A 19,349-nucleotide genomic window follows, 5' to 3' on the forward strand; every position below is an offset into this window, starting at 1 on the left:
TTATCATTAATTAGCAAAGAGACAGAGATCAAAACAGACTTTATTCTTGACTATCTCCTGTCGGCGCATCTACTAATTGCCATTCAAGTTTCCCAGTATAAGCATCTTTGTAGTTACCAGTAGTTGACTGTTTATAAAATAATCCACTTTTATCATTCCACTCTTTTGATACCTCTATTGTTCCTGCATTTGGTTCGCTCGTTCCACTTTCAATCGTTGTAAACGAGTCTCCAGCTAAAATTTCTACAGGTACACCCTCTTTTGATTTATAAAAGTAACTTCCTGACATTGTTCTCGTTTTGCTTTTCAGTTCACTTGGCTTAATCTTTAATTGCCACTGGCTATTCAAGCGATTATCAAACACACTTAAACTATCTTTACTGGAAATTTTCACTGGTTGATGCTCTAAATCACCTAATTTCAAATCTAGCGATAACGTTTTAGGTACTTCACTAAGCTTATATTCGCGACGTTTTGCTTCAAACTCAGTACTATTGTTTGGATTCTTATCAGCGTTATCCATCACCACTTGATAGATTTCATCAGAATCAATGGAAATTTCGATTTCTGGATTTGCGGGTCCATCGTAAATTATTTTACTGCTTTTCTTATTTATAATTTTAAATGTATGACCTGAGTAAAGAGCTACTTTTTCCTGATTTTTTTTTTGTGCATGAAGCTTAAGAAAGCCTACATTATTGGGATCAAATGGTTTTATTTTCGTGCCATTATTAATAATTGGTAGATTGGAAATACTTGCTAACGATACATTATTATCGCCTGGTATGAACGTTTGTTGATATTGAGCAGTTTTAGATATAAAACTTGGCGCAAGTTTATCATTGTATGTCAACTGAGTATCACTTATATCAAAATTCGTAAAAGGCCCTAAATTAAATGTAGGTAAGATCCCAACGAGTAAATTTTTATTAATATAAACTTGTTTTAGTTTCGTTAATTTTTCAAGTCCAGAAGGAACTGTTCCTGTCAGTTTGTCATCATCTAGAGCCAGAAATTCAAGATTTTCTAATTTTGATACTGTTTTGGGGATTTCTCCTGTAAAACTATTCCCGAATATTGATAGTTTCTTCAAGTTTGTTAAATTGCCTAACTCGTCTGGCAAACTTCCACTAAGGTGTTTATCTTTTAAATCTATTACTTGCAAATTTTGAAGAGCCTCTATATTTTTTGGAATATGCTGATTTAGGAAATCTGCTCCTGTTCGGTTAGTTATTGACGTAATATTTAATAGATCTGCCATATAAAGATTTGCGTCTATTTTCTTACCTTTAGTTGAAAACTGGCGATTTATTTCATCAATAAGCCAGGCTTGATTCTCAAAAAAAGCTGAGGTAACTGGTCGTGCAATGACCTTAGCTGGAACCAATATCTCTTTTTTTATTCCTAATAGTCCACTTTTCAACGTTATTGGGATACTTACATTGCCTACTGTATTAAATTCAACCTTATTTTTAAAGGTTGCAATTACTGTATCATTTGGAAAATTACTAGATACATTCGTGATAAACTCATTTTCACTATAATTATTAGTAGAACTTTCAATATCTACTGTTTTATTATTCCCATCTGCTTTTAATACCAGAGGAAATTTAACAATGGCATTATTTGTCACTTCAATTTCTGTTTTACTAACAGAATTTTTTATACTAGTACTTTTTAGTCCCAATGGAAATTTAAAATTCTGCTTGGCTGTGTCATAATACGATAACGTCTTTTTATCTGAATAATCAATGTCGCTGCTGAATTTTATTTGTACCTTTTTTCCTGCATATTTTTTTAAAAATGAATTGGGTAAGATCACTTTATTGTTACTAAAATTATACTCGTTAACTGCAATAACCTTATTCTCAGAAAAAATAGTTGGTTTTGACAACCTTAAGTTACTTGTTCCTTTAGAGTAATCTAGTTCAAGTTTTTCGGGATAATAGACAGTGAGTTCTTGTTCAGGAACTTCTTGCTCGATTATATAATTTAAATTACCCGATTCGTTATCAATTGATGTAACTGACACTTTATTATACTCTTGAGGGCTGATTATTTTAGACTGAGAATCAAATAAACTAAAACTTGTACTATTAAAGCCGTCACTAACATAAGAACCTAACTGTATTCCTTTATTTAGAGGATGTAACAAACTCATCTCAAATACTTGATACTCAGTCGTCGCTCCTCCTACAGCAATACTATTAAAATAAGTATTAAATTTAGATCTAAGTAAATTTTTTTCTTGGCCCTTATCTGAAACAATTAAAGGAATATCATATGGGATTACCATAGCTGTTATGTAAGTAGACCATCCTGATATTATTCTGATAGGCATCATGACTTTAACGTTATCGTTTATTTCTTGTCCTGATTCCTGATCTACCAAAGAGTAACTTATTCTTGGTGTAGCTTTCACCATTGAAGAAGACCCATTCTGAAAGGTCATTAGAGCAGTATTATTTTCTCTAGAGGCTATCCTTACAGACAGCGCTTCTAAGGACGTAATTCTAATTTCCAATGCTTTACCTTTATAAATACCTACATTTTTAAGACGTAGCTCCTGACCTTTAGAAAAACTAATGTAAGCGTTTAGTTTTGGCAAAGAATTTTGAATTCTAACATCTTCTTCTAATTTTGTCCCAAAATAATTCAAATTAATAATATTCGATGTTAGATCAATTTTTTCTTCTGTTTTTAGATTAGAAGCGATCCCCTGATTATTTAGAATATATTCATTTGGCAAATACCCAAAACGACTCCACCCAGTCACATCTATAGCATAACTTATCTTCGGTAAAATTAATAAACTAGCCATAAACAAGACGATATATAAAATACAACCTATTTTTTTCCGTACCATTATTTATTCAACTCCATTTTAGATTACCCTCATTTTTTACGACGCCACAATAAGAAGAAGATTACGAACAAAAGAATAGTAATTAAACCAATTGATAAAATGATGATCCACACAAATTTATTGCTCGTTTTACTCTCAACTTCAATAGCTTCTTCGTTCAAACGAGCAGCTTCTTCATCCGTGATTCTAAATTTTTTAGTAAACGTCCATTCATCATCTTTTGAATGTGCAACTACATCTAACTCATAACTTCCTGCTGCTAATTCTTGATTTTCTAATGAAATTGGAAAATTGAAATTAGAATTAGGAGCCATCGCCATTTCGGATTTTTCTGCTTCATAAAGTACTTTACTTGAGTCATTCTTTCTGATTTTTGCTGTTAATGTTAAGTCACTAACAAAATCCGATTTGATGTTCTGGATATTTGCAGTAATTGCCGTTCGGTAATTGAACAAACCTGCTTTGACTGTATTTAGCTTAAGTTCTGGTTTGATTTTATCCAACTTTTCCCGAAGTTGTATCCCAATCACAACAGAAAAAACATTTTTTATTTGAACATCATTTTTCTTTGATTCTGACTCTTTTGTTGCCTCATTTGCCTCATCGTAAACGTTAAAGCCTCCAACTATTTTCCCTTCAAACGCTTTTTTTGGCATTTTTAAACTAAAGGTCACTCTTTTTGTTTCTTTCGGTTTTAGTGTCACTTTTTGTTTTCCTGAAATTAGTCTAGTAATTGGATAAACTAACGTTGAATCATTTTTTTCAGGTTCCACACTATATTCTAATTCTCCATTTTGATTGGTTGTGCCTATGTATGGTACTACAGCTAAATTTAACGTCTCTTCACTAGAACTTTTTATTTCTAACTCTATATTCTGGGTTTGTCCAGGGGTCATCTTCAAGTCAAAGTACGTTTTCGATTGATCTATTTGATTTTCTGGAATAACCGCTTGGACTGAATAGCCCATTCCATCCGCATATGCACTTTCACAAACACTTACGAACGTCACCATTAAAACTACCGTTAAGCAATTTTTTATTGTTTTAAAAAATGTCATCTATTACTCTCCATCTAATTTTCTGCACTCGGAACATCTGCTAATTTCCAAGAGATTGTTGCCATGTATTCTCTTCCTGCCTTAGCAGTATTAGGCAAAATGTCCAGTGTAATCTTTTTATTTACCCCTTTTTCACTTTTCCATCTTGTTGCCCAAACCCCTTGACCAGCGTTTTTATCGGCTGTCATCACTTTTTGTAAATCTTTGTTCAGTGAAACAGAGTGGCTTTTGGGAGGAGCGGCATATTCAGAGTTGTGTTCTTGAATATCTCCTTTTTGTATCGTTAAATTCGCTCCACTTAATAAGTATCTTTTTTGATTTGTTGTTGTAGGCTCAGAAACAAAATTAGATATCTTCGCATAGAGTGACCAGCCGCCTAAGTTTCCTCTTAAATCCGACACTTGGATATATGGATTAGAATTGATTGCGTATTCTTCTTGATATAGCCCACTTCTAATCACTTTCCCAAAACTAAAATTTGGGACTCGATCAATTTTTAATAAGCCCGAACTGTTGGTACCATTGTTTGTTGGATCTTCTGGATCTTGACCAAACGATGGGGGGACGGGACTCTCTTTCCCTTCGATAATGACTGCATCAATATCTGATTTTAAAGCATCGCTTGTTTTTGCTAAAACAGTTTCTGCTACAAAAACTGGTGATACAACTAAACCTACTAAAGCAACTTTTAAATATTTTGATTTCACTATTATCTATCCTCCCATTTTTTGATTTACCAACAAAAAATTCTTATCTCAGTTTTAATTTGGTGTATTTGTTAATGTCCAATTCAGTTTTCCGATATAGCTTGCTTTACGTGCTGTATTAGGAATAGATAACTGAACACCAGTTTTTCTAGTTACTTCTTGTTTGTCGGCATATCGTTCAAAAATATTCGTATAACGACCCATTCCTTTACCTGCATCTGCTTTGAAAACTACGCCAGATAAAGTGCCTGATATCTTCGCTTCTTTTCCGACTGGTGTATTTTCAGGTCGGATGGACGCACTTTTTGAGGTAACTTCAGCTGTTGGGATTGTTAATTCCCAGCCCTTTAAATCTTCTCCGTCATTTTCTCCGCCTTTGACTTTAAAAGAATCCATCGATACTTTGACATTCCAGCCAGTACCATTTCCCGTTACATCGACTACTTCAAGACCATATGCTTTATCTTTGGCAATTGTTGCTGCTCTTGTTTCCCCTAAAGGTACGGATGGATAATTAAAATCAGAGACTCCTTTGATGATAAACTCTCCTTCACGAGCTGGTTTATCTGAGATTTCCTCTTCCGTTGGCCCTGCCCCTGTTCCAGCATCAACATTTACCGTTATATCAGATTTTAACTCATCTGCTTTGGCTGCAACTGGTAATACTGTTGCACCAAAAGTGATTGCTATAATTAAAGTTGTTATTCTTTTTTTGTTCATAAACATTTCCTCCGTCATTTTTTCTCTATTCAACAGCTTACTACGACAACTTCCCTCAAGATTAAAATATTCCGTATTATGTTTTTTTATTTTTTATATGTTTAAATTAAATTGTATCTTCTAAAGACCAGCTAACAGTACCTGTGAATTGTTTGCCATTCGCATCGTCTTTTTGACCAGAATTTACAGCTAACTGAACATTTCTAATTTCAGCTGCAAAACCTTTACTTCCAGGTTTTGTTCCAACCATGATATCTGAACTACCTGTAGCTCCTGCTACTAGAGATACCTTAGTAACACCAGTCACTTTATCTTCATCATATTTTTTCAAATCTGGTAATTTTCCAATAGTCGATGGCAATTTACCCGTTTCTTTATCTCTTTGATCTGTTAAATCAAAAGTAGAAATATTTGCTGAATTCATCGTCATTGTTGAAACTAATTTTTTAGTTGCATCTGTTGTACTAACCAGATCAGACAATTTAGCAGTCAATTTCCAGTTTGTTTGTTGAGCTTCATCACGATCTTCATATACTGCGATGTATTGTTTTTCTTTTAATTGTTGGTAGTATACAGAGCTAAGTGCGCTTGCTTCATTTTCCGTACCAAATTTGAAAGCAGTTGGTTTGTTAATCAAACTTAATGCTTCATCATAAGGTCCAGGGATTACAGTATTATCATCGTCATTGCTAAATCCAATACCAACTCCTGTATTTGCTTCTCTTTCCGCTGCTTGAGCTGCTTGTGGCAATAAAACTGCGCCAACTGATAAACCTAAAACTAGTGTTCCTAATACTTTTTTATTCATTGATTTTCTCCTAACATATTTTATCTTTGAGGAAGTTACCGTAGTAAACTGTTGAAAGAGAAATGTTTTTTAACTCAGATTAAAAATATTGATTTGTTTTTGAATATACATAAATACATAGATCAGCAAAAGAAAACAGATGATCGAAACAGCTAATAAAAGCCAGTTTACTAGTATTTTTGTTCTTTTAAATTTTAGTTTTTTTAATAAAATATTGTCTCTATTTAAGGAGAAGAGAAACATTCCTAAAGAAATTGCGCTACATGCTCCTAAAATATATAGCCATATATGGACTCTCATAAAAAATATTCTCCCTTAATCAAACTTAAAGCGACTCTTTTCTTTACACATGGATTAATGGTTACTTGCCTTAATTTGTTTATCTAAAATGACTGCAAAACTAATCACGATTAGAATCATTCCACTTATCAATAACGTCAACTGCTTTACTGTTTCTCCAGTATTTGGAAAACTAACTCGTTTATTCGTCGGTTTGCTTTTATCTGCTGTAAGTGTATTATCTCGCACAGGCGGCGGGGTCTCATCTTCTGTTTCTTTAAAAGTGATCCCAACTTCTGCTTCTCCCGCCTCATTAGCAAATACAGATGGTGCTAAAAAGAGGTTTAGGCTAAAAAAGAGTATTATTGTGACCAATCGTTTATAGGATAGTTTGTTAAGACTCGGATTCATCGGACTCACTCTTTCACTCGTTTATTTGTTTTATTTTTAACTCGTTCTGCCTTCTTTCGTTTAGCTTTTTTCGCTTTTCTTTTTTTAGCACGTTCTTGAAGCATTTTTTTCCACCGCTTATTTCTAATTGCCAAAATAACAAGTACTAATATAAGTGAACCAATTGCTAAAATAACAACATAAGGTAACCAAGCAGGCGATTCTACCTTAAAAACTGTCTCTTCATTCATTTTCTTTGCTTTTTCTGCTGAAACGCTGAAGTCTTTTGCCCATTTCCAATCTTCTTCATCATTTTGTGCATGAACGTTTAGTATATATTCACCAGGGTCTATCGCATCAATTCCCCAATCCACTGAAAATTCATACGTACTATTTGGCGCCATCCGGGCATTTTCAACTGTTTGTTTTTTTAAAATATTTTTTGATCCTTTTTTAGTGACGGTCGCCTCGATTTTTAAATTATCGGCTATTTTAGGGTCTGGATTATGTATAACTGCTGAAACTTGCTTACGCCCAAGTTTTAAACCAAGTTTAGCTGAAGTCAGCTCTAGATTTTTAGCATTTTCGTATTCTTCTCCTGTTTCTGTAGTAATCAATCCAATTTTGTATTGATACTTACTAGATATTGTTTGATTCTTTGTCTGCTCTTTATCTTCGACAGATTGGAAAACAATTGCTCCTAGTTTGATTCCTTCGTAACTTTCTTTCGGTGGAGTTACAGATAATTCAACTATTTTTTCTTCAAAATTTTCTAACGTGATTTCTGAATCCTCAATATGAACAAATTCTGTTAGTGGATGCTTCAAGCTTTCATCAAATTCTTTTGTTGGTTTATCGTATTCAATATTCCCTGTTGAACCTGTTGTCCCATTCGCCACAAAGATATTTATTTTCAGTGGATCTTTTTGCGTCGATTTGACTTTCACCTTCAGTACTTGTGTCTCTTCCGGTTTTGTTTCAATAGAGAAATAAGATTTGTTCGTTTCAATTTGTGTATCCGGTCTAATTGCTTGAACGACAAAACCTAATGGGTCTGTCTCTTTTTCAGCCGCAATCGAATGAATAGGAGAAATAAAAAGTGGGATACAAATAAATAGAAACAATCTGTAATAATTTATGATTTTTTTTAACTGCACAATAATCTTAACTTCCTTTCTTAGTTCATCAATGACCAGAACTACATTGTTTTTTATACCTTGTTCATATTTGTTTATCAATGAACTCATTCATAGTACAATTAGCGTATAACAAATAAAACAGCAAGTAAGCGTTTCCAAATTACATTTCATCTTTTTATTTATTAATTTTATTTTTACAAAACGAAAAACTGACAAGTAAGCGTTCTCTTATTACATATACAACCTTTTTCATTTTTAATCTATTTAAACCTTTCTTTTTCTATCATTCTATTCTAGAATATATTAAAATTATTTATTTTTAATTTTTTACTTTTTTAGGAGGAAATATATTGACTTATAATACAACCATTTATGTAGTTGAAGATGATAATCTTTATAGGAAACGAATCATTTATTATCTTGAAAATTATCATTCAAGCCATTTTCACTATAGAATATCCCCATTGGATAATCACTTACTTTTTATGGAAGATATTCCAACACTTAACATCTCTGACAATGATATTTTCTTTTTAGATATTGATTTAAAAACCCAGTATTCGGGAATTGATTTAGCTAATAAGATTAGACAAGTCAATTCAAAGTGTAATATTATTTTTCTAACTAGTTTCGAAGACAAGGCTATTTCGATTATCAATAGTGATATCTTCCCACTTGGGTATCTCGTAAAGAATCCTGTTGATTCAACTGAACTAAAATCAACGATTGAAAATGTTCTTATGAAAGTTGAAAGTTTGACTAAAACAACCTGGAGACAAGATCAAGATATCGCAACTTTTATGAATGGATATGAATCAATTTATATTAATTGTAAAGATATCTTATATATTGAGTCACTTAAGGGGTTAAAAGGTCGTGTACTTATTAAAACACTTACTGAAGAATTGATCATAGAAGGAAAAATCGGTAAGGTCAAAAATAATTTAAAACAAGCGTACTTATTTTCCGCTCTTCAGTCTTACATAATCAATCTTGAAAATATCACTTTAATTAATCGTAAAAATGGCACAATTACTTTTTCAGGAGATAATGAACTTTTTGTAGGAACAAGAATCATTGATAAAGTAAAAAAAGGATTGCAGGAGTATCAATATGTTGGATAAACCTTTTTTCATTTCATTGATTGCACTGAATTTTTTGCAACTTCTTTGGTTGTTTGCTTATAAAAAAATTCTATCTTTTAGAGAAACGATGTTGCTTAGTGTTATTTTGATTGTTCAGATCATCATTGGATGGTTGATAGATGATCATTTTATTCTTTTGCTGCTGATTCCTTTTTTTATTCTACAGTTTTTATTTCCTGCAAGAAAAGTAAAGAACTGGATAATTCCAGCTTTATTTTTAAGCTTTGAAAATGCGATTGTTTTGCTTTCATGGCTTTTGACTTTAGATTTTTGGGATATTTTATTAATCAATCATCAGATATCCCCTGAAACATACTCAACATACCTAAAGTTCTTTATTTTTCTGCAACAATTTGTTTTCTACTTGCTTTTGATTTTTGCAAATTATTTAAATAAACGGTTTAAAGTAACAAAAACGCTTCATCTTTTACCTAAAAAATATCGCTTATTATCTGTTTTACTTTTATTTTTTTTATTTACAACAATTGTACTCCAACAACTTAGTGTTTTAGAAGGCTATCCACCCTCTTACTTCTATAGTTCTTTTATGATTATTTGTTTCACTGCTTTTCTCAGCTGGAATATTCTACTCGTAGTTAAACAACAAAATGAACAACAATACATTGCTATTCTTAATAAAAAATATGAACAGGATAAAGAAAAGATTGAACGTTCTAATGAATTTCGTCATGACTATAAACAGCTTTTAATTGGACTCACTTCTTATTTAGAAACAGACGATACGCAACAGGCACTGCGTCTACTTCATACGATTATTGATTATTCCAATTCACTGCTCACACCAAACTTATATAAAACGATTGCTGTAATCAATAATCCTCCGATTCAAGGTCTTTTGACCAGTTTCCTTAAACGCTGCTCAGAAACCGACGTCCAGTTAAAGATTCAAATCACTGAAAAGTTAACAAATATTGATATAAGTATTGTTGATTTTATTCGTTGTTTTTCTATTTTATTAGATAATGCTTATGAAGCAGTTCAAGAAACAGATAGTAAGCTTATTGAAATAACTATTACAGGAGATTCACAGTTTGTTAAAGTCATCGTAAAAAATAAGTATAAAGAAGTGAAAGATATCTCGTTCCATTCTTTTTTACAAAATAATTTTTCAACTAAAGAAAACCACCAAGGAAAAGGTCTTCATATTTTTGCAAAATTGATCGATAAATACAAAAAAGCAAGTTATCAAATTTCAAAAAAAGAAGATTATTTTATCGTTAGTTTTTCAGTTCCTAAACTAACCAAACAATAACTCATAACCAAATAAAAAAATGTAGGAAAGTGACTGTTACTCACCTTTTTCTACATTTTTTGTTATCTTTAGGGTCAGTATCACCAACCATTGTTTCTCCACTCTATTTCAATCGATCATTTTTCTGATTACTATTTATAATTTGAGACTTTCAATGGTTTTTGATATGATGAAATAAACCTACGATTTTTCTACGTAAAGGAGTATCCGATGCCATGGAAACCTATTTAGCAACTGAGTTATTTGCTATAAACTATCTCCAGCTTATTTGGGCTTTGCTCAATAAAAAATATATTGGTAAGAAACAATCAATCACTTTGTCTATCCTACTAGTTTCAATAATAATTATTAGTTTTTTTATTAGAACACCGTATATTTTTATGCTATTATTTATTTTTTATGCGACTTCAGCAATCTTTATACTACAATATACGACCAGTTGGATTTTAATGGCACTCACGCTTTTTTCGATTAATTCTTTAACCATTCTTTCTTGGTTTTTCACCTATGATCTTATAAATTTTCTGTTTCAATTGCATTATCTTAATGCAGATCAACGGCAATTTCTTGTTCCTTTTTCATTACTTGGACAACAACTGTGTTTCTTTTTGCTGATTTTAGGCGTGAAAAAAATTGATAAAATATACCTAATCTCTGATTCTATTTTACATATTCACAAAAGCTATAAGCTCCATTCTATAATCGCTCTTTTTTTTCTCATTCTTTTTGCTTTGATTAAGCAACTTGCTATTCATTACTTTTTTGTAGAGTCTTTCTTTTACCTCACATTTTTATTGCTCACGTTAAATTTAATTGTTTATGCTACTGCTTATTTATATAGTCAGTATTATCAGCAACAGCTAAAAAAGGATATTTTATTTGAGCAGTATAATCAAGAATTAGAAAAAATCACTATTTCAGATGAATTTAGGCACGATTATCGAAATATTCTTTTAAGTTTAGCTAATTATATTGAACAAGGTGAAACGAAGGAAGCACTTAACTATATTTCTTCTATAACTGATTACTCAACAGAGCTTCTAGAAGAAGATCCTTATGCTGAGCTTAGTAATATCTCGATTCCATCGGTTCAAGGTCTGTTGATTTATCTGATCGAATCTTGTAAGGATGAAGAAATCCAGCTTCATCTTTACATACCGGATATAATTACGGAAAAAGATATTTCCATTCGCTTAATTGATTTTCTCAACTGTTTATCTATTCTGATGGATTTTTCTGTAAAAGCAACAACGAGAAAAAATTTATATTTATCAATTAAAAAGATAGAACAGCAGCTTATATTTAAAATAGAAAATACTCTAGAAAAAATACCCGTGACTCCTGTAAATTCTAAAAGTTATTTCAAAAAAAAGAAAATCAATACGCTTAAAAAAATCCTCAATCAATATGATGAAACCAAATTTTTCTTTCATTCTGAAAACGATGATTTTATAATGACATTCTCCATACCACTAATTTAAAGAAAAATACCAGATATCATTAATTGTATAATTTTTAACTATAAAATATTCGCCCTTTTTGATTACTTTAATCTTATAAAGGGCGTTTTTTTTCTGCACCAAAAAATAAAAAAGTGGGCAATAATCTTGTTTTGATTACTCTCCCACTCTTATTATCTAATTTGATAACTATGCATTCAACCAACATTACCAGAAGCCATCACTCGATGTCTTTGCTCCCGTTTGTATTGTTGAATGATTTTTAAGGCTCGTTTTCTTGTTTTTCGATTCGCGCACTTCAATCGTCTCCGTGCACTTGAAAGATCTTGTTTTTCCATCCAATCACCTCTTTACATCTATTTATCACTAACCTTTTACCAGCTTGCTTTGTGAATGCCGGGAATTTTTCCTTGGTGTGCTAAGGTTCTAAAATTGATTCGTGACATACCGAATTTACGCATATATGCTCTTGGTCGTCCATCAATCAAATCGCGATTTTTCAAGCGGTTTGGGTTGGAATCTTTTGGTAATTTTGCTAAAGATTCATAGTCTTTATTGGCTTTTAACTCGATGCGCTGTTCGGCGTATTTTTCAATCAATGCTTGTTGTTGTTTTGCTTTGGCAATTTTAGATTTTTTAGCCATAATCATGTTCCTCCTATATTTATAAATTCAAGAAATTATATCGGACACAAATCGTAATGATTACTATTTGATCTTTTGTAGGATAACACTAACAGAAATAAATTTCAAGTATTCTTTCTTGAAACAGATTAAGTAACATTTTCTACTTTTATTATTCCTAATTTTTGATCCTCCCTATCTCGTTGGTGCATCTATCAATGACCACGTTAACTGAGCCTGGTATTTACCTATTTTTGCATAAGCTGGAATGGATAAACGAACAGCATTTTGTATTGGTGTTTGTTCATCCATAAAACTGATGCTATAGGTACCTAATCCTTTATCTTTTTCAGCAAAAAAAACTGTTTGATTTGTATTCGATTCATTTATAGTGACTTGTTTGGCCTCTGGTAATTTGCTTGGATCAGTATTTTTACTAACGACACTACCTTTAGGAATAACTAAATTCCAACCTCCAGTAAATACTTCTGGTTTTTCTGTAGATGTTTCCAAAAAATCTGTCATTGAAACTTGAAGCGTCCAGCCTCCTCCAGTACCACGATAATCAGCAATTTCCAAACCTAGTTTTTCTCCGACCTCAACCTGAGCCTTTCCAACTTCGCCTATACTGATTCTATCAAAAGTAAATGATGGTACAGCTTCAAGTCTAAAACTATCAGGTCCTGCTTTTACTGTGATCACAGCAGTTTTTTTTACCCCTCCGACATTGTATGTTACACTATATGCTCCTAAACGTTCTGTATCTACACTTCCCTCAACTTTGATTTTTTCTATCCCTATTTCATTGCCTGTTTTATCAGTAGCAGAAACTAAATTATCGGCTGGATTCCAATAATCTCCCACACCTAATAAGGTATCTTTTACTTCTATTGAAGTAAAATCGTATGGATCATTCACTTCTTCCCAACCATTGTCTTGTATCTTATAATAATAAGTATCTTTATCTGTAGTTACACGAACGTTATTCTTATAGCGCGTCACTCTTTTACTAGCTTCTCTATGGTATAGTTCAATGATATCTCCAATTTCAACTTTTTCATTATTCAACGCAGTTGCAATTTCTATACCAGTATTCTTCCCATAACCCACGACTTCTTTTTTCACTGTTTTCATATCTTTACTATAGATTTTTATCTTAGGATAAATAGTATTTGGTATGTTCTCCAAGATTTTTTTGGCATTCCCAATGAAAACTAATCTCTTTTTTTCACTGTTATAACCAAGAGTAGCATAAACTCCTTTTTGCCCTGACATAACATAGCTATTGCCAGGAAGAATGTTTAAAGGAATGCTGAATTTATTTTGAACAGCTAAATCATTTATCAGGTAAATATCAGCATACTTGATACCAAAATCCACATTTTGTGAGAGACCGCCTCCTGTCTTAATTCTTGTAGGACTATCCACTGGATCCGAATATAGTTTGCTAAATGCCTGACTGTATTTCTGAGGATCTTGACTTTCTTCGAAAGGTAATTGGACTATTTCTTTTTTTAGTTCTCCCGTGGGTATACTGTAAGGTCCCATACTTGTCGTTATTCTATAGGTTCCATTTTTTTCTTCTGCTTCACTGGCTAAAATATCTTTCCAAATTTCTTTTTCTAAAGGCTGTAAGTTCAGTTTTTCTATTTTTGTTCTGGTTTCATCTGTTACGGTAAATTTCCAATAATCAAAATAGGGCAATAGATTCCTTTTAGCAGTCAATGATGCCAGTACAATAAATGTTTGTTTCATTTCTAACTCATTCTTAGGTGTATCACTGTATGTTAGTGATCGATAATTTTGATTCAAAATTTGATAAAAATCATATCCGAAAACTCTTGGTAACGTTAAGTACAATCCTAAGACTGCAAAATGATAATCAGAAGATTCTAGCGTTTCACGATCATATGTCCAAGTGGGATCTTTTTCTAGTTTGGAAAAATAATTTTTTACTGACTTGCGACTTCCATTAGAACTATTTACCGCATCATATCTGCCAGTTCCTGTAAGAGTCCAATTTTTTTGAATATAATCAGCAAAGATATTAACTGTAACTTCTGCCATATTCTTCCATAGATAATCTTTATCTTGATAGGTATGTCCTATTTCATGACTCAAACCCCAGTCCGGATAATTTCCACTACTACTGAATATTGTTCTATCTTTAGTCGTTCCACTGTGAATACCAATAAAATAATTGGTTGAGAAAAGTTGACCTGCGCCGAAAGATGGGTTAACTAAATGAATTCGTTGATTGGATTTTTTGGCTGTTCCAGCTCCATCAATAAAAAAACCAGACGTTTCACTTGCTAACTTCGCAGTCTTAGAAAACATATCAACAAATTTCTTAACCTGACCATTTTTACTGAAAATATCTTTTGCTCTATCTATCCTTATCGTAGCAATCACTTCACTACTTTCCATTTCCATAAAGGGGATGTCTTTATATGTATTCAGTTGTTCTTCAAATTCTTCTGGTGCCGTCACACCATCGATATAATGTGGGACTTTCACACCACCTTTGATTGTAATCCTTTCAGTTTTGGTATCAGAATAGTTTACAAGATAAATCATTCCGCCAGACTCTGATCTTTTAAAGCGATTCGTTCCTTTACTTAATTTAAAAATTCCATTTGTAAAAGGTTTTGTTTGCGTTCCTGTTAAAATATAAGGAATAGCGGTATACCCACCCCACTGACCAATCCTTAACTCTAAATTTTCCGGCTCGTCTTCTAGAGTGATCTCAACTTCTTCTCCTTGATATAAAAATAGACCTGTAGATTCAAAAGCAGAGTGCTCATGGGTTCTTTTTTGACTGTCTTTTATTTTAGTTGGATTTCCTCTTGGTATTGCGATAATCTCTGTTTCTATGTTCCGTTCGCCATCAAATGTTTCAGCTGAGGTATTGATTGGACAGACGTGGATCGTCAGTATTATAAAAATTATTAATAAAATAACAGTTATTTTATTTTTTTGTGTAACATCTTTAAATCTTCCTTGGTATTTTCCAAACACTTCCATCTTTTGATACTCCTTTTCTTAATTTATTTAACTACTATCTTTTTCCTTAACATTAGTCAAAACTTAAATTTGTAACTAGTTTATAAACTTGAAGACAGAAAAAATTTAATTAAACTAAAAAAAGCTCGCAATAAAACAGGGACAATGTTTTATTGCAATCCTTTATATTAATGAACAACGGTAAAAATATAAATCCTTCAAAAATAAGCGGTTTAATCCCAATGATCTTTATCTCTTAATCTATTTTATGTTTCAAATCATCTGACGCTTGTTTCTGTGTTTAACTACTTAACTTTAAACATGTATCCTTTTGATCGAATTGTTTTAATAAACCTTGGCTTTGTTGTATTTTTTTCGATCTTACTTCTTAAATGGAAGATAGTATTAGCGATTCGGTAATTTTTATCCTCAGTATCTATTTCGTTCTCCCACAACGTTTCCCTGAACTCTTCATATGAAATTGCTCTTCCTGGATTATTATACAACATCTCCATTGCTTGAAATTCCTTTCTTGTTAAAGAAATTTCATCTTCCTCGTCAATAATGACACTCAAATTATTCGGCATCAACACGAAATCTGACGCTGATACAGAATTATCTTTTTCCCCTATTTGATACTTATCCATATCCAATCTTGTTAATAGGTTATTTAGTGTTATCATAAATTCTTCTGGATCTATTTTAGATGAAAAGCAAATCTCTACTCCTAACTGTAAATAAACAATATTCGTATGAGAATCATTCTCTTTTGAAAGTAAATAAATTGGTAATTTAACAATTTGAGTAAGTTCGATTAACCAGCCACATATTAGTGGCATATCTTCTTCTTGTATAATTATTGCATCAAGTTTTTCTTCTTTTTCTATCAGATCAGTTTTTTTTATCAGCTTCACTTCCCACCCTTTTTTCTTTAAACAATTCATATGGGTATCTTCGGTGGTTTCCTCTGAAGCTAAATAGCCAATTGTATACATTCTTCAATTCTCCTATTAATTTTATTTTATTGGTCCATCAATCAGGGACCAAGTTATTTCTGCTTTATATATTCCCGTTTTTACATAAGTGGGAATTGATAAACTGACAACATTTTCCGTAGTTGTTTCATCTGTCATAAAGACATTTGTATAATCCCCCAGCCCTTGATTTGTTTCTGCTGAAAAAACCAATTGATTTGTATTAGCTGTTGAAATGATTACTTCATTTGTTTTTGGAGGATTCTCTAAATCCCCCTCTTGGCTAGTAATCGTTCCTTTTGGAATTTTTAAACGCCAACCTTTAAGAATTGTTTCTTTGTTTTCTTCATCTTCTGGTGAAAAATCACTCATTGCAACTTGAACGTTCCAACCACTACCTACTCCTCGTTTATCAATGACTTCTAAAGCAAGTTGTTCACCTTGTGCTACATAGGCTTGACCTGTCTGGCCTAATTGAATTTGATTAAATGAAAATGCTGAGCCTGTATTTAGCGTAAAATCATTTGGATCAGCAACTACCTCAACAGTTGCTCTATCTGCGTCCCCTGTTTCTGCAACAGGAAACAGATAGTCGTATTTATCTTGATAAACTATTTTATTTTTTTCTGATAATTCATTCATAGCTGCCCAAAGCTGCTGCTTCAATTCAGATTCTGATGATGTTTTTATCTCTTCTTGATTATTTATTTCCGCTGCTAATGCATCAATTTTTCCTCTTAAAATCAATTCTGGGTCATTTTTTAATTGCAGATTCTCTAAGCCTCTAGTGGTCATTTTTAAGTTGTTTGTGTTATTCGTTTTATAAATGATATTATCAGTACTTAGTAGACGAGTTTTTGTTTCTGCATGGAAGATTTTCACTTGATAGTCAGGAGCAAAAGGAAACGTATCTTCTCCTACTGTATTTTTTGTTCCTTCCAGTTCTTTACTGTAAATGATCTTACCTGTTGCATCACTCACCTGTATACTGATGTATTTTTCTCCGTCATAATAGCTATGAGGATCTTTATTTATCACTTTAAAACTTGCTTGTTGAAGATTTGCATTTGTTTTAAAAGAAGCAACAAGGTAGTTTCCTAACCCTTGAAAAAGTATTTCTTGATTCACTAATGTACTTGCATTGATTTTTTTGAATGTCAGAGTACTCGTATTTTTCTTTTCTTTCACATAAAAATAATGTTGGTCGAAAGTATAGCCAAGTTTTAAATTATCAACAATCTCTAGCGTATAAATACCATTTGGAATGTCATCAAAATAAACTTGCTCTTGATTAATCACAGCTTCACTAACCACATCTTTTCCATCTAGCAAGCGAATTTTTTTCCCTTTTATCTTGTTGATATCATCAATTTTCAAATCAATTGTCAGTGACCCTCTCAAGCCTAACGGCGCAAGTTGCTGGTTATGAATAATTTCGAAATTGGAATTAATCAAAATTTGAGAATCAATACTTTTTCTTGCAGCATCCAGCTGATTCGAAGGAACAACATCTGCCAAAGCTGCTACGGCTTGATATCGTCTCGCACGATTTAGTTCTGTTTGTTTTTTATTTGTCCCCATCTTCCAACGATCTAGTACCGGAGTAAAATCAAAGCCGCTTGTTTCACTGTAATATTTATTCATCAGTTCAGGCAATGGATAGTTTTTTGTATTAAAGCCTGATTGTTGCGCTAATAAACGGTAACCTTGGTACATTTTGGCATAGGCTTCTTTACCTGCTTTTTGTTGTAGCATCACTAAAAGAACTAAGCGGTCCCGATGAGATAGATCATCTTTATAGCCTTTTCCACCAATTATGATTTTATTGTATAAACCACTATCTATTTCTGTTCTTTTACCGAAGTTAAAGAGCCAACTGAATGAGTCAGCAGATTTTCCAAATTTTTCATATTGATATCGTGCTGCCAATACATTATTGGATACTTCTCCTGTATAAATGCCTTCATTGTCAAATCCTGCTTGATAACCATGACCGATTTCGTGTAGTGTTCCCCATCCTTTATACTCTAACCACATATCGATACTTCTACTTGTATTCGCAGTCCAATCGACACCGTAATAAGCCCCTCCTGGTCCGCTAACATCTGCTTTCAAGAAATAACGGTTTTCACTACGCATATTTACTGGACTAGAATTATCTAAGCCAATATATTGATCATAATTATTTAAGATGTCGTCCAAGTAATTGGCTACATCCTTCAATGTTTTAAAATTTTTATGTGCTTTGACCAGCGCTTTGTCTCTCTTAGGGATAAAAAGTTGAAAATTACTTCCTTTTAAAAGGGCAAAGCTACTATCAGATTTGTCCCAAGCAGTGAAGAATTCATTTTCATTGCCATTTCCCTCATAAATAGGCAATGGTACGGTTCCCCCAGAATCTTCTATTTGATATTCTATTTTAGCTGTCTTTTGACCATAAGCTCTATTGATAAATGGAGTTGTTTCAAACCCAGAAGAAATCGATACCCACTCTGACCCGAATGTTGTTGTTGTTTCCTCTTTTGAATCATTTGACAGTAAACGGATCCTTAACGAATCTTTAAATTCAGGATTGACTTGTCTGACTTTTAACACTACATTTTTCTTCAGGATAAATCCTAAATCTTGTCGATCATGATATCTCCCTTTACTGATTCCAGCTTTAAATAACCATGTAGGTTCTTTCATACTTGTTATCTCTAGACTGCCTTCTTCAGCTTGTGCAACTTGTCCACAAAAAAAGAACACTATAACAACAGACAAGACAATCATTATGTTTTTTTTCATTTTGCCACCCCTTAAAAATTAGAAGAATTACTCACTTCAAAATAGGATTGAATGTTGCTTCTCTCTTTTTATCCATCCTACTCCCATTCTTACTATGTATTTCTCAATTATTTACCT

Annotated in this window: 15 protein-coding genes; 3 read left to right on the top strand and 12 right to left on the bottom strand. The window is 32.4% G+C overall.

Annotated elements, in window-relative coordinates; genetic code table 11:
• Positions 1–40: 40 nt before the first annotated feature.
• The 7 genes from AC4BB2_RS09455 to AC4BB2_RS09485 all read right to left on the bottom strand — a co-directional run bounded on the left by AC4BB2_RS09455 (position 41) and on the right by AC4BB2_RS09485 (position 7,985).
• A complete protein-coding gene (locus tag AC4BB2_RS09455) occupies positions 41–2,866 on the bottom strand; it encodes a hypothetical protein (RefSeq protein ID WP_490472686.1) in 2,826 nt (941 codons plus the stop codon).
• A 29-nt stretch (positions 2,867–2,895) separates the two neighbouring features.
• Positions 2,896–3,924 (bottom strand): WxLIP family cell surface protein, encoded by a 1,029-nt coding sequence (locus AC4BB2_RS09460; protein ID WP_490472687.1) that lies wholly within the window; start codon positions 3,922–3,924, stop codon positions 2,896–2,898.
• 14 nt (positions 3,925–3,938) lie between these two features.
• Complete coding sequence (locus tag AC4BB2_RS09465) at positions 3,939–4,631, bottom strand: WxL domain-containing protein (protein WP_490472688.1); 693 nt, start codon at positions 4,629–4,631, stop codon at positions 3,939–3,941.
• Between the two features lie 54 nt (positions 4,632–4,685).
• Positions 4,686–5,351 carry a WxL domain-containing protein gene (locus tag AC4BB2_RS09470; protein WP_490472689.1) on the bottom strand — a complete coding sequence of 222 codons (666 nt, stop codon included), beginning with the start codon at positions 5,349–5,351 and terminating at the stop codon, positions 4,686–4,688.
• Between the two features lie 106 nt (positions 5,352–5,457).
• A complete protein-coding gene (locus tag AC4BB2_RS09475) occupies positions 5,458–6,159 on the bottom strand; it encodes a hypothetical protein (RefSeq protein ID WP_490472690.1) in 702 nt (233 codons plus the stop codon).
• 354 nt (positions 6,160–6,513) lie between these two features.
• Entirely contained in the window at positions 6,514–6,849 is a 336-nt protein-coding gene (locus AC4BB2_RS09480) for an EF2685/EF0750 family sortase-dependent surface protein (protein ID WP_490472691.1), read from the bottom strand.
• Between the two features lie 5 nt (positions 6,850–6,854).
• Entirely contained in the window at positions 6,855–7,985 is a 1,131-nt protein-coding gene (locus AC4BB2_RS09485; RefSeq protein ID WP_490472692.1) for a WxLIP family cell surface protein, read from the bottom strand.
• 332 nt (positions 7,986–8,317) lie between these two features.
• On the opposite strand from AC4BB2_RS09485, the gene AC4BB2_RS09490 reads away from it, so the two are divergent.
• The 3 genes from AC4BB2_RS09490 to AC4BB2_RS09500 all read left to right on the top strand — a co-directional run bounded on the left by AC4BB2_RS09490 (position 8,318) and on the right by AC4BB2_RS09500 (position 11,866).
• Positions 8,318–9,091, top strand: coding sequence for a LytR/AlgR family response regulator transcription factor (locus AC4BB2_RS09490; RefSeq protein WP_490472693.1), 774 nt, complete (start codon positions 8,318–8,320; stop codon positions 9,089–9,091).
• Positions 9,081–10,385 (top strand): sensor histidine kinase, encoded by a 1,305-nt coding sequence (locus tag AC4BB2_RS09495; RefSeq protein WP_490472694.1) that lies wholly within the window; start codon positions 9,081–9,083, stop codon positions 10,383–10,385. The genes AC4BB2_RS09490 and AC4BB2_RS09495 overlap by 11 nt, the downstream gene beginning before the upstream one ends.
• A 215-nt stretch (positions 10,386–10,600) precedes the next feature.
• Positions 10,601–11,866: a hypothetical protein gene (locus tag AC4BB2_RS09500; protein ID WP_490472695.1), complete on the top strand. Its 1,266-nt coding sequence runs from the start codon at positions 10,601–10,603 to the stop codon at positions 11,864–11,866.
• Between the two features lie 176 nt (positions 11,867–12,042).
• Here the strand turns inward: AC4BB2_RS09500 and AC4BB2_RS09505 are convergent, their stop codons facing one another.
• The 5 genes from AC4BB2_RS09505 to AC4BB2_RS09525 all read right to left on the bottom strand — a co-directional run bounded on the left by AC4BB2_RS09505 (position 12,043) and on the right by AC4BB2_RS09525 (position 19,232).
• The gene (locus AC4BB2_RS09505; protein WP_490472696.1) at positions 12,043–12,183 is read right to left on the bottom strand and encodes a putative metal homeostasis protein; all 141 of its coding nucleotides are present in this window, start codon (positions 12,181–12,183) and stop codon (positions 12,043–12,045) included.
• A gap of 36 nt (positions 12,184–12,219) precedes the next feature.
• Positions 12,220–12,489, bottom strand: a complete 270-nt coding sequence (gene rpsN, locus AC4BB2_RS09510; RefSeq protein ID WP_490472697.1) for a 30S ribosomal protein S14 — start codon at positions 12,487–12,489, stop codon at positions 12,220–12,222.
• A gap of 174 nt (positions 12,490–12,663) precedes the next feature.
• Positions 12,664–15,492: a M60 family metallopeptidase gene (locus AC4BB2_RS09515; protein ID WP_490472698.1), complete on the bottom strand. Its 2,829-nt coding sequence runs from the start codon at positions 15,490–15,492 to the stop codon at positions 12,664–12,666.
• Positions 15,493–15,776: 284 nt separating this feature from the next.
• Entirely contained in the window at positions 15,777–16,466 is a 690-nt protein-coding gene (locus AC4BB2_RS09520; protein WP_490472699.1) for a winged helix-turn-helix domain-containing protein, read from the bottom strand.
• 21 nt (positions 16,467–16,487) lie between these two features.
• Positions 16,488–19,232: a putative mucin/carbohydrate-binding domain-containing protein gene (locus AC4BB2_RS09525; RefSeq protein WP_490472700.1), complete on the bottom strand. Its 2,745-nt coding sequence runs from the start codon at positions 19,230–19,232 to the stop codon at positions 16,488–16,490.
• Positions 19,233–19,349: the final 117 nt, after the last annotated feature.

It is taken from the genome of Enterococcus sp. AAFC-DPL-5146 (genome assembly GCF_058216635.1).

What these genes read in the sequence shown, in the direction of transcription:
- AC4BB2_RS09455 (WP_490472686.1), bottom strand. Translation starts at nt 2,866, where the DNA reads ATGGTACGGAAAAAAATAGGTTGTATTTTATATATCGTCTTGTTTATG.
- AC4BB2_RS09460 (WP_490472687.1), bottom strand. Translation starts at nt 3,924, where the DNA reads ATGACATTTTTTAAAACAATAAAAAATTGCTTAACGGTAGTTTTAATG.
- AC4BB2_RS09470 (WP_490472689.1), bottom strand. Translation starts at nt 5,351, where the DNA reads ATGAACAAAAAAAGAATAACAACTTTAATTATAGCAATCACTTTTGGT.
- AC4BB2_RS09475 (WP_490472690.1), bottom strand. Translation starts at nt 6,159, where the DNA reads ATGAATAAAAAAGTATTAGGAACACTAGTTTTAGGTTTATCAGTTGGC.
- AC4BB2_RS09480 (WP_490472691.1), bottom strand. Translation starts at nt 6,849, where the DNA reads ATGAATCCGAGTCTTAACAAACTATCCTATAAACGATTGGTCACAATA.
- AC4BB2_RS09495 (WP_490472694.1), top strand. Translation starts at nt 9,081, where the DNA reads ATGTTGGATAAACCTTTTTTCATTTCATTGATTGCACTGAATTTTTTG.
- AC4BB2_RS09500 (WP_490472695.1), top strand. Translation starts at nt 10,601, where the DNA reads ATGGAAACCTATTTAGCAACTGAGTTATTTGCTATAAACTATCTCCAG.
- AC4BB2_RS09505 (WP_490472696.1), bottom strand. Translation starts at nt 12,183, where the DNA reads ATGGAAAAACAAGATCTTTCAAGTGCACGGAGACGATTGAAGTGCGCG.
- rpsN (WP_490472697.1), bottom strand. Translation starts at nt 12,489, where the DNA reads ATGGCTAAAAAATCTAAAATTGCCAAAGCAAAACAACAACAAGCATTG.
- AC4BB2_RS09515 (WP_490472698.1), bottom strand. Translation starts at nt 15,492, where the DNA reads ATGGAAGTGTTTGGAAAATACCAAGGAAGATTTAAAGATGTTACACAA.
- AC4BB2_RS09520 (WP_490472699.1), bottom strand. Translation starts at nt 16,466, where the DNA reads ATGTATACAATTGGCTATTTAGCTTCAGAGGAAACCACCGAAGATACC.
- AC4BB2_RS09525 (WP_490472700.1), bottom strand. Translation starts at nt 19,232, where the DNA reads ATGAAAAAAAACATAATGATTGTCTTGTCTGTTGTTATAGTGTTCTTT.